Below are 18,783 nucleotides of genomic sequence, written 5' to 3'. Positions count from 1 at the left end.
TGATGGGTATGCGTTTGGGGGAATGCTTTTCACGCATCGCGCGAGCCGATAAGGGCGCGCAATGCACGCTCCAGTTGCTGGGCGTTTTCGTGCACCAGCAGCCATTCGGGCTGAAGTACTTCCGTCGGTGCAGGTGATGCAGGGCAGCTATCCATGGTCGCCAGTGGATCATCAGCCTTGAGCGCTACCACGGTTGGCTGGTTGGCCAGATCCAGACAGGCTTGCGTCAGCCAGCGGCAGTAGTCGGCTATCGCAGCCGGCGGCGGCATCCCGGTGTGGGCAGTGGCGCGGTTCAGACTCTCGGCCAGCAGCAAAGCCGTGGCGTAGACACGTACGGCATGTCGGTCATAGCGACGGGTGACAAAGGCCAGTCGCTCTGCATTGAGCCGTCCGCGCAGGGACCAGCGGCGCGAGGAATGGGCCTGGCCTACAGCTGCGCGCAGGGCGGCCAGCGATTCATGGGCCAGTGACAGCTGGCCGAGGGCGGTTTCTGCTGCATCGGCTTTCTGCTGCTGGCAGGCCTTGAGAATGAGATCCAGACCATTGGCAAGTTGCTTGAGAAAGATCGAGGCGGCCCGTCCCATATCCTTGATGGGATTGGAGGTCAGCAGCACCTGGCTGAAGATAAGCCCGACCGCGGCACCGACCGTGACGTCCAGCAAACGGGCTCCGCCCGCCATGCTGGGGCCGAGCACCAGCACCAGAATCACCGAGACCCCGGCTTGAATCGGCACCACGGGCGCGGGGCCGATGATGGCGCCGAGCAGGATGGAGAGGAATGCGCCCAGACTCATGCGCAGCAACAGGTGCTGCTCGGGCAACTGCCACAGCAGATCGCCGATCACGATGCCCAGTGTGCAGCCTATGAGCAGACTGCGTGCCTGCTTCAGATGGCTGGGCAGTCCGGGTGCGAGGCAGATCACTGCGGTGACCACGGCGAACGCGGGCTTGGGGTGGCCCCAAAGCTGCTGGGCGATGACCCAGGCCAGCATGCTGGCCAGTGCTGCAGCAAGCGCATCGCGCAGGGCCAGCCTGGCCCTCGATGGAAAAGTGGTCTTGGCACGACGCCAGGCCAGCATGAACGGGGTGCTCCAGCGCAATCTCAAACTCCTTGGCATGGCGGTCGATCAGACTCTGATTCAAGGATGTTAGGGTGCTCCATGAGATTGCCCTGTGGGAAATAAGCCACGCCACCCGAAAATGCAGCCCGGTGGATCAGTCCACCGAGTCGTCGTACTGGGGCGGGGTCTTGCGAAAGCCACTGGTGATGATGGCCAGATAGACAAGGCCGATGCTGCCCCAGATAAGGCCCGAGCCCAGCGAGCTGGGCTCCACCTCCAGCCACATGGCGCCTACGCTTATGAAGCCCAGCACCGGGGTGACAAGATAGCGCAGCAGGTCGCCTGTACTGTGCCAGCGGCCCTGGCGCCACATATATTCAGCCAGCACCGACAGATTGACAAAACTGAAAGCCGTCAGCGCGCCGAAGCTGATCAGGGCGACCACATATTCCAGGCTCAGAAAGCCTGCGGTCAGTGCCACCGCACCCACCAGCACAATGTTGTAGGAAGGCGTAAAGGACTTAGGGCTGATATGGCCGAAGAAGCGCTTGTGGATCACGCCGTCGCGACCCATTGCATACATCAGGCGCGATACACCAGCGTGAGCCGCGATGCCCGAGGCCATGACGGTGATGATGGCAAAGGACAGCACCACTGACCTGAACAGCGCGCCGCCCACCAGATAGAGGATCTCGGGCTGGGTTTCGTCCACGGCCTCGAAGTACTGGCCGGGGTCGCCGGGGAAATATAGCTGCAGGAAATACGTGGCCACGATGAAGATCAGGCCAGAAATCAGCGCCGTCAGAAAAATGGCCTTGGGCAAGGTGTTTCGGGTGTCGTGGGTCTCTTCGGCCAGTGAACTCAGCGAGTCAAAGCCCGTGAACGAAAAACAGAGAATGGTGGCTCCCGTAATCAGTGCGCCGATTTCGGCCTGGGAGCTCCAGAAGGGCGACAGCGTCCACAGGCCCTGGCCGCCATGTTCGGCAATCGCGCCCAGGGCATTACGGCCTGCATGCAGATCGCGCCAGACCATGCAGGTGAAGATGGCGATGATGAGCAGTTGGAAGAAGACGATCAAGCCATTGAAATGGGCGACAAAGCGAATGCCGCGCAGATTGACACAGACCATCAGCGCGGTCAGGCCGGCGATCCAGACCCAGTGGTTGACCTCTGGGAACATGGATGTCAGATAGATCCTGGCCAGCAAGATATTGACCATGGGCGAGAGCAGATAGTCCAGCAACGACGACCAGCCCACCATGAAGCCCACATTGGGGTGAATGGCCTTTTGCGCATAGGTGTAGGCCGAGCCTGAGGACGGGTAGCGCCGAATCATGTGGCCATAGCTCAGCGATGTCAGCAGCACGGCCAGCAAGGCGACAAAGTAGGAGGTGGGCACATGCTGCAGCGAGTCGCGCGAGACCATGCCGAAAGTGTCCAGCAATGTCATCGGCTGAATATAGGCCAGGCCGATGATGACCACATGCCATAGCAGCAGAGTCTTTTGCAACCGAGCGGGGGAGGTGGTCGAGGCTGCCAAGGGAGGGCGATCAGTCAGTGCAGTCATCTTCTACAAGAACAAGAGGGCTGGCACAGAACCTGCACAGAACCTGCACCAGCCTGTGCGTGGCAATGTGCCGCAGAGATAAGTCCCAGCTTGGTTGGCACTGTGTTATCAATGGTTTGGACATACGCCGAAGCAGGGGGCCGTTCTTGGGTTCCGCTGAGCCTCGGGTCGGGCTGCAACGAAAATCCGGCATTATCGGATTTTGTTACTTCCGAGGTTGCTTATGATGAAAATCGCATTCATTGCGTGCCGGTATCAGCACAGCTTGCTATGACGGGAAGAGCATGCAAGTGCTCAGCCTCAACTCTCTTGCAGCAGAGACTGAATGCATTGCCATTCGGCTTCGGTCACGGGGGTAATGGAGAGACGATTGCCTTTTTGCAGCACGCGCATCTGTGCCAGTTGAGGTTGCTCGCGTAGTTCAGGCATCAGCAGTGGGCGGATCTTTTTCAGCGCCTGCACATCCAGCATAAGCCAGCGCGGTTTGTCTGTCTGGGACTTTGGGTCGTAATAGGGGTCCGCGGGGTCGAACTGGGAAGGGTCCACGCGCAGATTGCCGGCAATGCGGGCAATGCCGTAAATCCCAGGTTCGGCGCAACTGGAATGCCAATACAGCACGCCGTCACCCACCTGCATATCGTCACGCATGAAATTGCGTGCCTGGTAATTGCGCACTCCATTCCAGGCAATGGTCTGTTCAGGGGACGCCAGAGCATGGTCGATGGAGTACTCGTCGGGCTCGTTCTTCATGAGCCAGTAACGCTGGGCTTGGGGGCTGCTGTCGTTCATAGGTGCATTGTCGGCGAAGAGGTTGCTGTCTCAGTCACCACGGTCGCGTTGCCAGGGATCACGATCCTGCTGCCAACTGCGCACCAGGTCGCTATTGCGTTGCAGCAGATTTCGGGTGTCCAGCCAGCGGCCCGGAATGTCCAGCTCGGCTTCTTCCACCACTCGCATACAGTCCTGAATATGGCGCTCGCCCAGATAGCGCAGAGTCGCGTAGCCTATCGATGCAGCGGCGATTTGACCGATCAGCGGCACATATCTGGCGGCCTGCTTGGTGCTCATGCGCAAACCCATGGCTTTGCCGAGGCGCAGCACCATGTCGCGGGTGATGAACTTGCCGATCAGCACGGAGCCAACCATGGCTATGGCTCTCTGGACTTGCTCGCGCTTGCCGGGCGTGAGTTGGTCGAGTTGCTCTGGCGTCAACCCGAATTCCTGGTTGATACGTGGATAGAGCTGGGAGAGCAGGGCGGCATCGGTTGCCCAGTCCAGACCGGGTATGGGAATGGCACTGGCGGCAGCGCTGACGAGCGCCCGTTTTCTCAGTAGTTTGCGGGCCCGTTCAGCGGCTTGGGCAATGTCTTTGCGCTCCGCTCTGGTCGCGCTGAGGTTTCTGAAGCTCGGGTCTTTTTTCCACATATTCGATAAGGAGATGCCGGAAATAGAAAAAGGGGCTGGTTGGCCCCTTTATGTCGGAATTCAGATTCAGTTGGCCTTACCGCGCACCATGCCATAAATAAACAAAAGAATCACGGCCCCAATGACCGATGCGATCCAGCCTGCGGTTTGTCCAGGCTGGTACCAGCCCATGGCTGAGCCCAGATAGGTAGCTACAAACGAGCCGACGATACCAAGAAGAATCGTCATGATCCAGCCCATGCTGTCATTGCCGGGCTTGATGGCTCGCGCAATCAAACCGACGATAAGACCGACGATGATGGTTCCGATGATGGACATATTCTGTTCCCTGTTGGTGCTTTGACGAAAGTGACTCTACGCGGCCCGGCAGATCGACTCTGTCGGACGATTCTGAATGTCGGCGCGAGCGTGATTCTTGTATGTAAGCATGCAGCGGCATGGGCTGAATCAGGGAGCAAGGTAAAAACAAAAACGCCTGCTGAAAGCAGGCGTTTTGGCCAAGCCCTGATTCAGCATCAAGGCTGCAATGGACCCAGAGCACTATATGCAGCAGCCGTGGTGGCTGTTGCGTCAGCACCTTCGACGCGGCGGGCGCCGTCGAAGCGGCGCGCCCAGTAGGAGGTCTGCATGCTTTCCACACGTACGCTGGCACCTGTGCGCGGTGCGTGGATGAATTTGCCATCACCCACGTAGATTCCCACATGGCTGAATGTGCGGCGCATGGTGTTGAAGAACACCAGATCACCGGGCTTGAGGTCGCTGCGGTCAATCTGCTGAGTGGCATTGGCCTGTTCGGCAGAGACGCGAGGTAGAACCTTGCCCATGGTCTGTGAGTAGATGGCACGCACAAAACCGCTGCAGTCGAAGCCGGTTTCTGCGTTGGTGCCGCCCAGGCGATAGGGAACGCCAAGGAAGCCCATGGCCGTCACTACCAGATCGGAGGTTTTCTCGGCCACGTTCTGACGTGCTTCGCGCACGAAGTCAGTCGTCTTCTCGGCCACGGAATGGCGAGCTTCACGCAACTGGGTGATGAGGCCGCGGTTGACCAGCAACTGGGCCATGTCGTCGTCACGCTGCTCGCTGGGCGCCGCGTGCGCGGAGGTAACGCCGACAAATAGAAGTGCAATAAGCCATCGGGACATGGGGCGTGAGGGTAACACGTTCATTTGTAGGATGGGGGCTCTATTCCCAATTTTTCTCTCGGTTTTTGATGCGGCGCAGCAAGTGAGCTGCGGGCATAAGCTTATTGCGTGAGGTGCTCTCAAATTTGCAGCGTATTGCCGTACGTAATTTCCCCATTCTGGTGAATGCGGATCGGGAATGCACCAATTCATGTTATGGACATGCAAAAGGCGTTGCATTGACGGACTTTTCACCTCGGCATGCGCTTGCAGCGACAATAGCGCCATCGATTGCAGCCGACGTGACACGCTTTCTCAGCGTGCCGCGCGCCTGTCTTGCGCAAGCGCTGCGCTTTTTAGCAGCGGCTTGACACGGTTTTAAGAAAGATTTGCCATGTTGTTAGAAGCTTCCGAGTCGCAACTGGTTCTGGTGGACTACCAGGACAAGCTGATGCCCGTCATTCACGAAGGCGCGCAAGCGCTGGCCAATGCTGTCAAGCTCGCCAAGATGGCGCAGTTGCTGGATGTGCCTGTCTGGGGAACGGAGCAGAACCCCTCGCGCCTTGGCGTCAACAATGCGGAGCTGAAGGAGCTGTGCGAGAAGACGCTGGAGAAAATGTATTTCAGCGCCGTGCCGGAGGGTCTGGGCGAATGGCTGCGTCCTCCCGCCAAGCCGCAGGGCGGCAATGCGCGCAGCCTGCCCAAGCATCTGCAAAAGCCCCAGCAGCAGGCCCCCGAGCGCAATATGGTGGTGATTGCGGGCTGCGAAACCCATGTCTGCCTGTTGCAGACGGCGCTGGAGCTGCTGGAAGACGAGTTCGATGTGTGGGTGGTGACGGATGCCTGCGGCTCGCGCACCGAGCGTAACCGGGATGCGGCATTTGACCGTCTGGCTGGGGCAGGCGCCGAGCTGGTGACCACCGAGATGGTGATGTTCGAGTGGCTGCGCACCTGCGAAGACCCTGCCTTCAAGGAGATGCTGGCGCTGGTCAAGTAATCGCTTGCAGCTATTCGGGAAATAAGCGCCTCTAGGGCGCTTTTTCTTTTGGCTGCGCGTTGATCGTCACATTTCTATTCAGTGGAACTCAGATCCCAGGAGTCGCTGCCCGGCTTGACAAGCAGTCTCCATGGGGGCCCCGAGGAGTCAGGTGCACTACGCCGGACGCTATGGCGCGGGGGGCACAATATCCGAGAAGAGTGCTTCTAGGAGGATCCAGGAACTGAACGTGCTCGGGGCCGGTACTCAGGCGCAGCGTTGGTGCAATAGTCAAGTGCTGTCAGTTTTTGGCAAGCGCATTATGAATAATTATGAATTCAGAAAGCTCTCTGCAATCGACGGAGAGTCAAGGAGACATATTCATGACCACGCATTTCGAAGATTTCTACCAGCGCTCCATTGATGACCGCGACGGCTTCTGGGCGGAGCAGGCCGGGCTGATCGATTGGCAGCAGAAGCCGCAGCAGATCTGTGACTACAGCAACCCGCCATTCGCCAAGTGGTTTGTGGGCGGCACAACGAATCTTTGCCATAACGCCATTGACCGCCATCTGGCTGCGCGTGGCGATCAAAACGCGTTGATCGCCATTTCTACCGAAACCCGTACCGAAAAGATCTATAGCTATCGCGAGCTGCATGCGGAGGTCAATCGCATGGCCGCCGTACTGCAGTCGCTGGGTGTGCAAAAAGGCGACCGCGTGCAGATCTATATGCCCATGGTTGCCGAGGCCTGCTTTGCCATGTTGGCCTGCGTGCGTCTGGGGGCTGTTCACTCCGTGGTGTTCGGCGGCTTTGCCTCGGGCGCGCTGGCGTCGCGCATTGATGATGCTGAACCCAAGGTCATCATCAGCGCCGATGCGGGCTCGCGCGGCGGCCGTGTCGTGGCCTACAAGCCTTTGCTGGATGAAGCGCTCAGGCAGTCCAGTCACCAGCCCGCTGCTGTGCTGATGGTCAACCGCGGACTGGCTGAAATGCCCATGAAGGCGGGCCGCGACCATGACTGGTCGGCCTTGCGTTCCCGGCACCTGAATGCGCAGGTGGATTGCGTCTGGGTGGAATCAACCCATCCCAGCTACACCCTCTATACCAGCGGCACCACGGGCAAGCCCAAGGGCGTGCAGCGCGATACGGGCGGCTATACCGTGGCGCTGGCGGCCAGCATGCCGCACATCTTCGATGCCCAGGCCGGACAGACCTTCTTTTGCACCAGCGACATCGGCTGGGTCGTGGGTCATAGCTACATCATCTATGCGCCGCTGATTGCGGGCATGGCCACGGTGATGTACGAGGGTCTGCCGGTCAACCCCGATGCCGGCATCTGGTGGAGCATTGTCGAGAAATACAAGGTCACGCACATGTTCTCGGCACCGACGGCGATTCGCGTGCTCAAAAAGCATGATGCGGATTACCTCAAGCGCTACGACATCTCCAGCCTCAAGGCCCTGTGGCTGGCCGGCGAGCCGCTTGATGAGCCCACGGCGACCTGGATCAGCCAGGCCATCAACAAGCCCATCATCGACAACTACTGGCAGACCGAGACCGGCTGGCCCATCATGACGCTGTGCAACGGCGTGCAAAAGCAGGCCACGCGTTTTGGCAGTCCGGGCCGGGCTGTGTACGGCTACAACGTCAAGCTGATCGATGACGCCAGCGGCGAGGAGTTGACCCTGGCGAATCAGAAGGGCGTGCTGGCGATTGAAGGCCCGCTGCCGCCCGGTTGCATGCAGACGGTCTGGCGTGACGACAACCGCTTTGTCAACACCTACTGGAAGAGCATTCCGGGTCGGCTGATCTACAGCACCTTCGACTGGGGTATCCGCGATGAGGACGGCTACTACTTCATCCTCGGCCGTACCGATGATGTGATCAATGTGGCGGGCCATCGCCTGGGCACCCGCGAGATCGAGGAGAGCATCTCTGCCCATGCCCAGATTGCCGAAGTGGCCGTGGTCGGCGTTGCCGACAATCTCAAGGGCCAGGCTGCGCTGGCCTTTGCCGTGGTGCGCGATGCTGCCTTGGTGGCCGATGAGGTCTCCAGCAAGGCCCTCGAAGCCGATGTGATGAAGCTGGTCGACGCGCGTCTGGGAGCGGTTGCGCGTCCGTCGCGTGTGATCTTCGTCACGGCTCTGCCCAAGACGCGCAGCGGTAAGCTGCTGCGCCGGGCACTGCAGGCCGTGGCCGAAGGTCGTGATCCCGGTGACCTGAGCACCATGGAAGATCCGGCGGCCCTGGTCCAGGTGCAACAGCGTCTGTAACTTCCGCAACGGTTGTTGCGCAGCTTCACTCCCGTGGCCAGCGCCGGCGGAGCGGCGCGGCGGGATTGCAGCGAATCTATGGTTCAAGGCCTGCGACCATCAAGGCGCGGGCCTTGCTGTTTGCAGCCTAAAATCGCCCGATCACGCCGCGCAGTCCGCTGCCTGGCGCTACGGAATTGAAAAACTTCGAGAAAGAGCTGTCGTGCAAGTTGCATCCTCCATCTTCAAGGCCTATGACATTCGCGGCATTGTGCCGTCGACACTGACTGAAGACGTCGCCCGTGGAATCGGCCGCGCATTCGGCATGGCAGCGCTGGTCGCCGGCGAGAAAACCGTGGCGGTGGGCCGTGATGGCCGTCTGTCGGGTCCCGCGCTGTCGGCCGCATTGATGCAGGGCCTGACCGAGGTGGGCGTGAATGTGATCGACATCGGCCTGGCCACCACGCCCATGCTGTACTTTGCCGCCGCCACCTTGTGCACCAGCGGCATCCAGGTGACGGGCAGCCACAACCCCAAGGATTACAACGGCTTCAAGATGGTGCTCGCAGGCCGCGCCATTTATGGCGATGAAATCCAGGCCCTGCGCGTGCGCATGGAAACGGAGGACTGGACGATTACCGATGCCGGACAGATCAGCCGGGCCGATGTGCTGGCCGATTACACCGCCCGTATCGTGGGCGACGTGAAGCTGGCGCGGCCCATGAAGATTGTGGTGGACTGCGGCAACGGCGTGGCCGGGGCATCGGCGCCCGCCATCTTCCGTCAGCTGGGCTGCGAGGTGATCGAGCTGTTCTCCGAAGTCGACGGCAACTTCCCCAATCATCATCCCGACCCCAGCAAGCCCGAGAACCTGCGCGATGTGATCCAGGCCCTGCAGACCAGCGATGCCGAGCTGGGTCTGGCTTTTGACGGTGACGGCGACCGCCTGGGCATTGTGACCAAGGACGGCCAGAACATCTTCCCCGACCGTCAGATGATGCTGTTCGCCAAGGATGTGCTTTCGCGCGTGCCTGGCGGCTCCATCGTGTTCGACGTCAAGTGCACCCAGCGTCTGGCCCCCGAGATCGAAGCGGCCGGTGGCAAGGCCGTGATGTACAAGACCGGCCATTCACTGGTCAAGGCTCGCATGAAGGAGCTGGGCGCGCCGCTGGGTGGCGAGATGAGCGGCCATATCTTCTTCAAGGAGCGCTGGTACGGCTTTGACGATGGCACCTATGCGGGCTGCCGTCTGCTCGAAATCGTCAGCCGCGAAACCGACCCCAGCGCACTGCTCAACGCACTGCCCACCAGCTTTTCCACGCCCGAGCTCAATGTGGCCTGTGCCGAAGGCGAGCCCCATCGTCTGGCAGCCGAGTTGCAGGCGCTCGCTGCCACGGAGTTTGCTGAACCTGCCCAGGTCAGCACCATTGACGGGCTGCGCGTGGACTGGGCCGACGGCTTCGGCCTGATCCGCGCCAGCAACACCACGCCGGTGCTGGTGCTGCGCTTTGAAGGCCATACACAGCAAGCCTTGCAGCGCATCGAAGCGCAGATGCTGGCCTTGCTCAAGCGCGTCAAGCCTGACGCCCAGGTGGGCGCCTCCGCGCACTGATAGCAGCAGCGCTTCAGTATGGCCAAACCGGCTCCCATGGGCTTTGCCCGTGCGCTGTTCAGTGCCCTGGCCTGGGCGGTGCAGCCGCTGCTGCGGCGCAAGTTGCGTCGCAGAGCGCTGGCTGAGCCCGGCTATGGCGTGGCCGTGCCTGAACGCTTCGGCCATTACCAGCCTGCAGATCTGGGGCGCGATGGCCGTGGGCAATGGGTATGGATCCATTCGGTGTCGCTGGGCGAGACCCGCGCTGCCGCCATTCTGATCAAGGCCTTGCGCGAGCGCATGCCGGCTATGCGTCTGCTGCTGACGCACAGCACCGCGACGGGGCGAGAGGAGGGCTCAAAGCTGTTGCACCCGGGCGATGTGCAGGTCTGGCTGCCTTGGGACACGCTGGGCGCAACGCGGCGCTTTATTGCGCAGTTTCACCCCGCCGTGGGTGTGCTGATGGAAACCGAGATCTGGCCCAATCTGATTGCGGCCTGTGCCAACGCAGGCATTCCCCTGGTGCTGGCCAACGCGCGGCTCAATGCCAAGTCCGAAGCGGGGGCGCTCAAGATGGGGTCGATTTCGCGCCCGACCTATGGTGCACTGGCAGCCGTCTGGGCACAGAGTGAGGAAGATGCGCGCCGCCTGCGTAATGTGGGCGCGCAGGTCAGCGCCGTGCTGGGCAATCTGAAATTTGATGTGCGGCCTGACGAGCATTTGCTGAGTCTGGCTGCGAGCTGGAAGCAGCGCTTGAGCAAGCCCGTCGTGCTCTTTGCCAGTAGCCGCGAGGGCGAAGAAGTCCAGCTGCTGGAGCAGCTTAAAAGCCAGCCGCAAGCAATGCAGGCTGTGCAATGGCTGATCGTGCCGCGCCATCCGCAGCGCTTTGAGTCAGTGGCGCAGCTGATTGCGGATGCGGGCTTTGCGGTATCAAGGCGCAGCCAGTGGGGAGCGCAGCCACCTGCGCTGGCCAACGCTATCTGGCTAGGCGATTCCTTGGGCGAGATGCCGCTGTACTACGCCATGTCGCATCTGGCGTTGATGGGCGGCAGTTTTGAGCCTCTGGGCGGGCAGAACCTGATTGAGTCGCTGGCCTGCGGCACGCCCGTGATTCTGGGGCCACATACCTTTAATTTCAGCCAGGCGTCTGAGCTGGCCGTGCAGGCCGGTGCAGCCATCCGCAGTGCCGATATGGCCCAAGCCGTGCAGGATGCGCTGGCCTGGGTTCAGAACGGTGCCGACTTGGAAGCCGCCAGCGCCAAAGCACATGACTTCATGGCGCAGCATCGCGGCGCAGCCGGTGCTACGGCGGATGCGATTGTGTGGCTGATGAACTCCTGAAATGAGAGCTGCTTACGCTGATTCAGCAAGTATTTCAGGTAAGAAATAGCAAAATTATGATTTGTATAAAGCGCTGGAAGCTATTATTTTAGTAGCGATTGCTTCACCATTGTTCCCGCTAGCTGTTTCGCTACTTAACGTGCTTTGCGTTGGTGCGCTACAGCTAGGGCAGGTACTGCGGGTGTTTGGGGCGTGGTTTTTTGAACGACCGGCGCTGGCAAAGTCAGGCTGTCAATGCTGCGCAGATCATCATCTGTCAGCACGCCTGCAGCCTGCTTGAGCTTGAGCTGGCCCAGCAGCACCTGATAGCGGGCATTGGCCAGATCGCGCTCGGTTTGGTAGACCTGACTCTGGGCGTTGAGCACATCGATGTTGATGCGCACGCCAACCTCATACCCCATTTTGTTGGCTTCCAGCGAACTCTGACTGGAGGCGAGCGCGGCCTCCAGTGCCTTGACCTGGGCCTGGCCGGATTGCACGCCCAGGAAGGTGGTACGCGTGGCCTGCTCCACGTTGCGGCGGGCATCATCGAGCTGGGCGCGGGCTTTTTCCTCCAGCGCCACGGTTTCCCGGATGCGGTTCTGCACCGCAAAGCCCGCAAACAGCGGCATGTTCATGACCACGCCGATCTGGGCAGCGTTGGTGCGATAGCTCAGGGGAATGGACGGAGTCATGGAGCCGTTGGGATAGCGGTTGACCACATAACCGGCCTGCAGGTCCACGGTGGGCTTGTGGCCGGCCTCGGCCTTCTGCGTGTCCAGCCTGGCAATGTCCAGGGCCAGCTGGGCCTGGCGCAACTGGGGCTGGGCGGCCAGTGCCTTGTCCACCCAGTCTTGCATATTGTCTGGCTCCACCCTGGGCAGGGTCAGCGGCGCAGCCAGCGGTGTGGGCTGAATGCCGACGCGGCCCACGAGCTGATCCAGGGCCACGCGCTTGACTTGAAGGTCATTTTGCGCAGCGATTTCCTGGGCCGTGACCAGATCGAAGCGGGACTGGGCTTCGCGCGAATCGGTGATGGTGGCCGTGCCGACTTCGAAATTGCGCTTGGCCATCTCGAGCTGGGTGCTGATGGCCTGCTTTTGCGACTGGGCCACCTGCACGCTGTCCTGGGCCGCCAGCACATCGAAATAAGCCTGGGCTACACGCACGATCAGGTTTTGTGCAGCTGCATCCAGCTGAGCTTGGGCCACATCCACGCCGCGCTGCCCCTGCTCGTAGGCAATTTTGTTGGCAGGACGGTACAGCGGCTGCTGGGCGCTGAGCTGCACGTTCTGCTGCGTGTTGTTGAAGCTGCTGGCCATGCCGGGTAGGGGCACGGAGGTATGGATGTCCACATGGGTGCGGTTGGCACCCGCCGATAGACCCACGTTGGGCAGCAGCCCGGACAGTGCCTGATCGGCGCGGCTGGCCGCCGCTCTCGCATCGGCTTGTTGGGCCTGCCATGAAGCGTCATAGCCTCGGGCCTGTGCTACCAGCTCCGACAAGGTCTGGGCCTGTGTCTGAGCGCCGGCCCATGCCAGCAGAACTCCCAAGGAAATGGCACGCAGCGCGTGGGCGGAGGGGGCTTGCAGGGGCCTGGGCAGCTTGGTCATAGATGTCAGGTTTGGACGGTCTTGATCACAACGAGGAACTCAACAGCCAGAAGGCAGGATGCCGGACGGTTTCAGTAACGGGGCACGCCGGGGTCGGCGCTGAGCGACCAGGCATCAATGCCCCCCGTGATATTGCTCACGTCCTCGAAACCGTTGTTGACCAGGAAGGCCGCTACGCTCATGCTGCGGGCGCCATGGTGGCACAGGCAGGCAACGGGGTGGTCGGGGTCCAGCTCCTGCAGGCGGCCGGGGATATCGTGCATGGGAATGCAGCGCAACTCGAAGCCTTCACCGGGCTGAATGCTGGCCAGCGTGACTTCCCAGGGTTCGCGCACATCCAGCACTACGGGCTTGACGCCGTTAGCGGCATGAGAAGCCAGCCATTGCTGGAACTGGGCGGGCAAGACCTGGGTCAACATAAAAACTCCTGGTGGCCGGCCGTCGAATCTGCGGGCAGGCCCTGACACTGAAAGACAGGCCCTGCCGGATGCACCGAAGTGACGGTTGCATAAAGCAGGGCGAACGCAACAAGCGTTTAGAACGAGAAGCGCGAAGGCTCTTCAAAGCCCACGAGGCGTGTGGCAGCGGTATCCCAGGGTTGCTGGACTTCGAAGTTGTTGCCGTTCTTGGTCACCAGCGTGAAGCGCATCACGGGCATGTGACCGACGATGGCGGCAATGCGGCCGCCTTCGTTGAGCTGGGCGTAAAGGGCGTCGGGGACCTGAGCCACCGAGCCGCTGAGCACGATCACGTCAAACGCACCCTGAGCCAGGGAGGCTGTGGCACCGTTGGCCAGCTTGACTTCGACATTCTTGACGCCGGCGCTGAGCAGATTCTCACGGGCCATTTCGGCCAGCTCGGGGTCGATCTCCAGCGTCACGACTTCCTTGGCCTGGGCGGCCAGCAGGGCTGCCATATAGCCGGAGCCGGTACCGATCTCGAGCACGCGGTCGGTGGGCTTGATCTTCACGTCTTGCAGCATGCGCGCTTCGATCCTGGGTGCCAGCATGTGCCAGCCTTTGGCTGCAGCTTCTTCGGCAGTGCCCTTCAGGGGGACTTCAATGTCCATATAGGCCATGTTCGCGTATTCGGGCGACACATAGTCTTCACGGTGGACCTTGCCCATCAGCTCCAGCACGGACTCGTCCAGCACGTTCCAGGGACGGATTTGCTGTTCGATCATGTTGAAACGAGCCTGCGCGTGCACATCGCGCGGGTCCACTTGGGCATTCATTGGCAGGGCCATGGTATCTCCGGGGAAAGACTTATCAGGACAAACCATCGATTCTACGAGCCTCGGAGGCTTCTTGCGGCGGCTCAGCGCTTTTTGAGGGGGCGCCAGACCATTTACGGCGCATCCAGTTGGCAAAATCATCCAGATAGCAGTACACCACGGGCACCACGACCAGTGTCAGCAGCGAGGAAGTGATGACGCCGCCAATCACAGCCTGGCCCATGGGGGCGCGTTGCTCGGAGCCCTCGGTGACCGCAAAGGCCAGCGGCACCATGCCGAAGATCATGGCTAGCGTGGTCATCAGGATCGGGCGCAGGCGTACCCGTGCCGCCAGCAGCAGCGCTTCATTGCGCGGCAGGCCCGGTTCGGTCTGGCCGCTGGCATCGTTGGTGCGGGGCTCACGGGCGCGAATGGCAAAGTCCACCAGCAAAATCGCGTTCTTGGTCACCAGACCCATGAGCATGACCACGCCGATGATGGAGAACATGGACAGGGCCGAGCCAAACATCATCAGGGCCAGCACCACGCCAATCAGTGTCAGCGGCAGCGAGGTCATGAGCGCCAGGGGCTGAAGAAAGCTCTTGAACTGGCTGGCCAGAATCATGTAGATGAAGATGATGGCCAGCAGCAGCGCGGAAATCGCGTAGCCAAAGGATTCGGCCATGTTCTTGGCCGCACCGCTGAAATGGTAGCTGTAGCCGGGCGGCATGGGCACGGTGGCCAGCGCCTGCTTGATATCGGCCGTGACCTCGCCTGTGCTGCGCAGATAGACATTGGCGTTGATGGCTACCTCGCGGTTGAGGTTGCGGCGGTTGATCTGGCTGGGGCCGGTGCTGTCCACCACGCTGGCAACCTGGTTGAGGCGCACGATGCGCATGCTGCCATCTCCTGCAGACAGTGCAAACGGCAGGCGCTCCAGGTCCTGGGGCGTGGTGCGCGCCTCGGGCTCGAGCCGCACGTTCACGTCATAGGTCTGGTCGTCGCTAGCCCTCCAGTTGCCCACGGTCTGGCCCGCGACCCAGGTGCGCAGGGCACTGGCCATATTGCCTATCGACAGACCCAGGTCGGCCGCTGCATCGCGATGGACCTCGATTTTGACCATGGGCTTGTTGGGCTTGAGGCTGGAGTCCAAATCGACCAGGCCCGGAATATCGTCGATTCGCTCCTGCACGATCTGGCTCAGGCGGGCCAGTTCGTCCAGGTCCGGGCCCATGAGTGAGAACTCGACCTGCTTTTGCCCGCCCACGGCCTCGCGCAGGCCCACATGGGTGAGCTTGATGCCTGCAATCGCCTGCAGCCTGGGCCGCAGGTAGGCCGAAATCTCGTCCACATTGCGGCTGCGCTGATGGCGGTCAACCAGTCGCACATAGATATTGGCGTAGTTCTTGCCGTTGGCATTGCCGGTGTTGATGGTGGTCAGCGTGTAACGCACCTCGGGCAAGGCGCGCAATATCTCCGTCACCTGTCTGGCCTTGGCTTCGGTGGCTTCGATCGAGGAGCCTTCGGGGGTGTTGAAGCTGATCGAAGTTTCCGAAAAGTCTGCCTTGGGCACAAATTCGGTGCCAAGCAGCGGTACAAGCGCGATGCTAGCTATGAAAATAACGAATGCCAGCGCCAGGGTGAGTAGCTTGTGGGCCAGCGACCAGCGCAGTATGCCCTGGTAGAAGTCCGAGAGCCGGTCACTCATGCGCTCCACCCAGGCCGTCACTCGCCCCAGTGTGCGGTCGTACAGGCTTTTGTTGCCATGCTCGCCATGGGCGTGAATCGCCGGGTCATGCCAAACGCTGGAGAGCATGGGGTCCAGCGTGAAGCTGACGAACATGGAGATCAGAACGGCAGCCACGATGGTGATGCCGAACTCATGGAAAAACTTGCCGATGATGCCGCCCATAAAACCTATGGGCAGAAATACGGCGACGATGGAAAGCGTGGTGGCGAGCACGGCCAGCCCGATTTCCTGCGTGCCTTCCATGGCTGCCTGATAGGCGTTCTTGCCCATCTGTACATGGCGCACGATGTTCTCGCGCACCACGATGGCATCGTCGATCAGCAGGCCCACGCACAGCGAGAGCGCCATCAGTGTGACCATATTGATGGAAAAGCCGAACCAGTACATGAAGAGGAAGGTACCGATCAGCGCGATGGGTAGCGTCAGTCCCGTGATCACCGTGGAGCGCCAGGAGTTCAGGAACAGAAACACGATGAGCACCGTGAGCAAGGCACCCTCGATCAGCGTCTGGCGCACGTTGTCCACGCCCACGCGGATGGCGCGCGAGTTGTCGGCAATTGCCTGCAGGCGCACGCCGGGCGGCAGCTCGGGGGCGATGGACTTGATGGCTGCATTCAGGCCGTCGACCACCTCGATGGTGTTTTCGTCCTGGGCCTTTTGCACGGACATCAGCAGAGTGCGGCTGCCGTTGTACAGCGCAAGGGTCTGCAGCTCCTGCGCATCGTCCTGCACGCGGGCCAACTGGCCGACGCGGATCGGGGCACCGTTGCGGTAGGCCACGATGATGCGGGCAAATTCCTCGGGGCGCTGAATGCGGGCATCGATCTGCACCACGCGTTCCTGGGCCTTGGAGCGGATAGCCCCCACGGGCAGGTCCTGGTTCTCGGCACGCACCGCCTGGGCAACCTGCTCGGGGGTGATGGAGTAGGCCTCGAGCGCCCGCGGGTCCAGATAGACATTGATCTCACGCTTGGTGGCTCCCACCATGTTCACGGCACCCACGCCGCGCACATTCTCCAGCCGCTTTTTCAGCACCTGATCGGCCCAGCTGGTCAGTGCAACCGCATCGGGCGGCGTCACGCTCTGGCCATCGGGGGCGGTCTCGCCATGCAGGGCATGGGGGTCTGGCAGCACGGCCAGCGACCAGACAGCCGTGCTGGCCGGGTCGAAACGGATGACGCGCGGCTCCTTGACCTCGTCACGCAGAGTGGGACGCACTGCGGCGACCTTCTCACGCACATCGTCGGCAGCGCGGCGGCCGTCTATATGCAGCTGGAACTCGATGATGACGACGCTGGTGCCTTCGTAGCTGCGCGAGGTCAGGGCATTGATGCCGGCGACCGAGTTGACGCTTTCCTCGATCTTCTTGGTGACTTCGCTCTCCACGATCTCGGGCGAGGCTCCCGGATACTCGACGGTCACCACCACGACGGGAAACTCGATGTTCGGGAACTGGTCGACCTTGAGCCGTTGGTAAGAAAAAATGCCCAGCACCACAAATGCCAGCATGAGCATCGTGGCCAGCACCGGGTTTTTCAGGCTGATGCGCGTGAACCACATTTATGGGCTCCCGGGGCGATCTGCATCCGCCGCCTTGGCGTCGGGGGCCGTAACGGCAGCTTGGCTCGACACTTCGACCAGCGTTCCTTCGCGCAGACCGCCGGTGCTGCCGGCCAGTATCCGGTCGCCCGCATTCAGGCCTTTAAGGATTTGAACCCAGGTTGCGCCTTCATGGGCGGACTGGCGACCCAGCTCAACAGCCCTGTGGATCACGCGAAGCTCTGTGCGGTCAGCCATGTCCTGGGTACGCTCCGGCGCGGCCACGGCCGACTTGCCGGCTTGCAGCACTTGCACATAGGGCAGGGGTTTGTCGGTGCGCACGGCGGCCAGCGGGACGGCCAGTTGGCTGGCGTTGCCGGTCAGTAGGCTTCCCTGCAGAAACAGGCCGGGGCGCAACTGGGGTGAACGCTGACTGCTATTGTTTTTGGTGGCTTCGTCCGCTTGTACGGCCAGATAGGCCGCCACGGTGCGCGAGCCGGTCTGGGCGCTGGGATTGATGCGCACCACCTTGGCTCTGATGACCGTCATATCCTGGGGGGCACCGGGCACTTGCAGCTCGGCCATCTGGCCGACCTGGACTTGTACCGAATCTGCGGGAGCGAGCTGGGCCATGATTTCCAGCTTGCCTGGATCGACGACTTCGACGATGCGCGCTTCCACACCGACGCGCTCGCCGTTCTGGACAAAGCGCTGGGCGATCTGACCGCTCATGGGGCTGGTGATGACGGCGTCCGTGACGGCCTTGCGGGCCGCATCGGCTGCGGCCTGGGCGGCGGCCAGATTGGCGCGGGCCGAATCCAGATTGGCCTGGGAGGTCAGCAGCGCCGTGGTGGAGATAAAGCCTTTTTGCACCAGGGCTGCATTATTGTCCTGATTGCGCTGGGCAATCGCCAGCTGGGCTCTGGAAGCATCGGCCTGCTGCTGAGCCTGACGCCAGCGTGCCTCGGCCTCCGTGGCGTCGACGCGCGCCAGCTGCTGGCCCTTGCTGACACTATCGCCTTCGCGTACCGTCAGGCCGCGCAGCTCGCCTGCGACATAGGCTTTGACCACGGCCGAGTCCACCGCCTGAACGACGCCGTTGAGGGGAACGCTCAAGGCAAGTTGAAGGGGCTGGGCCGTCAGAACCTCCTGGGCAGTCAGCTGTATGGGCAGCTCCAGCGGCACCGCTGCATGGGTCGCGGCCTGCTTTTTATGCTGCAGATTGACGACTGCGCGCCAGCCTGTGATGGCCAGCAAGCCGATCAGGGCCAGACTCAAGGCCCAGCGGCCGGAACGCTTCATGGTGTGTATCCCTCTGAGGCAGGTTTCTTCTGTTCTATGCACCACATGGT

15 protein-coding genes are annotated in these 18,783 nt (G+C 61.4%); 4 read left to right on the top strand and 11 right to left on the bottom strand.

Annotated features, from left to right (window positions below; genetic code table 11):
• Nucleotides 1-29 precede the first annotated feature (29 nt).
• The 6 genes from AC1RTQ_RS09545 to AC1RTQ_RS09520 all read right to left on the bottom strand — a co-directional run bounded on the left by AC1RTQ_RS09545 (nucleotide 30) and on the right by AC1RTQ_RS09520 (nucleotide 5,195).
• A complete protein-coding gene (locus tag AC1RTQ_RS09545; protein ID WP_492875222.1) occupies nucleotides 30-1,100 on the bottom strand; it encodes an FUSC family protein in 1,071 nt (356 codons plus the stop codon).
• Between the two features lie 115 nt (nucleotides 1,101-1,215).
• Complete coding sequence (locus AC1RTQ_RS09540) at nucleotides 1,216-2,628, bottom strand: APC family permease (protein WP_492875220.1); 1,413 nt, start codon at nucleotides 2,626-2,628, stop codon at nucleotides 1,216-1,218.
• A 300-nt stretch (nucleotides 2,629-2,928) separates the two neighbouring features.
• Complete coding sequence (locus AC1RTQ_RS09535) at nucleotides 2,929-3,417, bottom strand: EVE domain-containing protein (protein WP_304349381.1); 489 nt, start codon at nucleotides 3,415-3,417, stop codon at nucleotides 2,929-2,931.
• Nucleotides 3,418-3,447: 30 nt separating this feature from the next.
• The gene (locus AC1RTQ_RS09530) at nucleotides 3,448-4,053 is read right to left on the bottom strand and encodes a hypothetical protein (RefSeq protein ID WP_492875218.1); all 606 of its coding nucleotides are present in this window, start codon (nucleotides 4,051-4,053) and stop codon (nucleotides 3,448-3,450) included.
• A gap of 66 nt (nucleotides 4,054-4,119) precedes the next feature.
• Nucleotides 4,120-4,371, bottom strand: a complete 252-nt coding sequence (locus tag AC1RTQ_RS09525; RefSeq protein WP_003079200.1) for a GlsB/YeaQ/YmgE family stress response membrane protein — start codon at nucleotides 4,369-4,371, stop codon at nucleotides 4,120-4,122.
• Nucleotides 4,372-4,568: 197 nt separating this feature from the next.
• Nucleotides 4,569-5,195 carry a C40 family peptidase gene (locus AC1RTQ_RS09520; RefSeq protein WP_492875474.1) on the bottom strand — a complete coding sequence of 209 codons (627 nt, stop codon included), beginning with the start codon at nucleotides 5,193-5,195 and terminating at the stop codon, nucleotides 4,569-4,571.
• A gap of 373 nt (nucleotides 5,196-5,568) precedes the next feature.
• Between AC1RTQ_RS09520 and AC1RTQ_RS09515 the strand changes: the two genes are divergently transcribed.
• The 4 genes from AC1RTQ_RS09515 (at nucleotide 5,569) to AC1RTQ_RS09500 (ending at nucleotide 11,337) form a co-directional block, all read left to right on the top strand.
• Nucleotides 5,569-6,171 (top strand): isochorismatase family protein, encoded by a 603-nt coding sequence (locus AC1RTQ_RS09515; RefSeq protein ID WP_492875216.1) that lies wholly within the window; start codon nucleotides 5,569-5,571, stop codon nucleotides 6,169-6,171.
• Between the two features lie 362 nt (nucleotides 6,172-6,533).
• Entirely contained in the window at nucleotides 6,534-8,426 is a 1,893-nt protein-coding gene (locus AC1RTQ_RS09510) for a propionate--CoA ligase (RefSeq protein WP_492875214.1), read from the top strand.
• 202 nt (nucleotides 8,427-8,628) lie between these two features.
• Nucleotides 8,629-10,017 (top strand): phosphomannomutase/phosphoglucomutase, encoded by a 1,389-nt coding sequence (locus tag AC1RTQ_RS09505; protein WP_492875212.1) that lies wholly within the window; start codon nucleotides 8,629-8,631, stop codon nucleotides 10,015-10,017.
• A gap of 18 nt (nucleotides 10,018-10,035) precedes the next feature.
• Nucleotides 10,036-11,337: a 3-deoxy-D-manno-octulosonic acid transferase gene (locus AC1RTQ_RS09500; RefSeq protein WP_492875210.1), complete on the top strand. Its 1,302-nt coding sequence runs from the start codon at nucleotides 10,036-10,038 to the stop codon at nucleotides 11,335-11,337.
• A 134-nt stretch (nucleotides 11,338-11,471) separates the two neighbouring features.
• Here the strand turns inward: AC1RTQ_RS09500 and AC1RTQ_RS09495 are convergent, their stop codons facing one another.
• From AC1RTQ_RS09495 to AC1RTQ_RS09475, 5 genes are all read right to left on the bottom strand, one after another.
• Entirely contained in the window at nucleotides 11,472-12,929 is a 1,458-nt protein-coding gene (locus AC1RTQ_RS09495; RefSeq protein WP_492875208.1) for a TolC family outer membrane protein, read from the bottom strand.
• A 71-nt stretch (nucleotides 12,930-13,000) separates the two neighbouring features.
• Nucleotides 13,001-13,348, bottom strand: a complete 348-nt coding sequence (locus AC1RTQ_RS09490) for a rhodanese-like domain-containing protein (protein ID WP_182287019.1) — start codon at nucleotides 13,346-13,348, stop codon at nucleotides 13,001-13,003.
• Between the two features lie 116 nt (nucleotides 13,349-13,464).
• Nucleotides 13,465-14,175 carry a protein-L-isoaspartate O-methyltransferase family protein gene (locus AC1RTQ_RS09485; protein ID WP_114862508.1) on the bottom strand — a complete coding sequence of 237 codons (711 nt, stop codon included), beginning with the start codon at nucleotides 14,173-14,175 and terminating at the stop codon, nucleotides 13,465-13,467.
• Nucleotides 14,176-14,197: 22 nt separating this feature from the next.
• Nucleotides 14,198-17,452 carry an efflux RND transporter permease subunit gene (locus AC1RTQ_RS09480; protein ID WP_492875206.1) on the bottom strand — a complete coding sequence of 1,085 codons (3,255 nt, stop codon included), beginning with the start codon at nucleotides 17,450-17,452 and terminating at the stop codon, nucleotides 14,198-14,200.
• Nucleotides 17,453-18,733 carry an efflux RND transporter periplasmic adaptor subunit gene (locus tag AC1RTQ_RS09475; protein ID WP_492875204.1) on the bottom strand — a complete coding sequence of 427 codons (1,281 nt, stop codon included), beginning with the start codon at nucleotides 18,731-18,733 and terminating at the stop codon, nucleotides 17,453-17,455.
• Nucleotides 18,734-18,783 lie beyond the last annotated feature (50 nt).

This window comes from Comamonas sp. GW821-FHT11H03 (genome assembly GCF_058807955.1).
Note: the sequence above shows the minus strand (reverse complement) of the source record. Positions and strands in the feature narration are given on the sequence as shown.

Coding starts and splice junctions, on each gene's coding strand:
- AC1RTQ_RS09540 (WP_492875220.1), bottom strand. CDS start 2,628: ATGACTGCACTGACTGATCGCCCTCCCTTGGCAGCCTCGACCACCTCC.
- AC1RTQ_RS09535 (WP_304349381.1), bottom strand. CDS start 3,417: ATGAACGACAGCAGCCCCCAAGCCCAGCGTTACTGGCTCATGAAGAAC.
- AC1RTQ_RS09530 (WP_492875218.1), bottom strand. CDS start 4,053: ATGTGGAAAAAAGACCCGAGCTTCAGAAACCTCAGCGCGACCAGAGCG.
- AC1RTQ_RS09525 (WP_003079200.1), bottom strand. CDS start 4,371: ATGTCCATCATCGGAACCATCATCGTCGGTCTTATCGTCGGTTTGATT.
- AC1RTQ_RS09520 (WP_492875474.1), bottom strand. CDS start 5,195: ATGTCCCGATGGCTTATTGCACTTCTATTTGTCGGCGTTACCTCCGCG.
- AC1RTQ_RS09515 (WP_492875216.1), top strand. CDS start 5,569: ATGTTGTTAGAAGCTTCCGAGTCGCAACTGGTTCTGGTGGACTACCAG.
- AC1RTQ_RS09510 (WP_492875214.1), top strand. CDS start 6,534: ATGACCACGCATTTCGAAGATTTCTACCAGCGCTCCATTGATGACCGC.
- AC1RTQ_RS09500 (WP_492875210.1), top strand. CDS start 10,036: ATGGCCAAACCGGCTCCCATGGGCTTTGCCCGTGCGCTGTTCAGTGCC.
- AC1RTQ_RS09495 (WP_492875208.1), bottom strand. CDS start 12,929: ATGACCAAGCTGCCCAGGCCCCTGCAAGCCCCCTCCGCCCACGCGCTG.
- AC1RTQ_RS09490 (WP_182287019.1), bottom strand. CDS start 13,348: ATGTTGACCCAGGTCTTGCCCGCCCAGTTCCAGCAATGGCTGGCTTCT.
- AC1RTQ_RS09485 (WP_114862508.1), bottom strand. CDS start 14,175: ATGGCCCTGCCAATGAATGCCCAAGTGGACCCGCGCGATGTGCACGCG.
- AC1RTQ_RS09480 (WP_492875206.1), bottom strand. CDS start 17,452: ATGTGGTTCACGCGCATCAGCCTGAAAAACCCGGTGCTGGCCACGATG.
- AC1RTQ_RS09475 (WP_492875204.1), bottom strand. CDS start 18,733: ATGAAGCGTTCCGGCCGCTGGGCCTTGAGTCTGGCCCTGATCGGCTTG.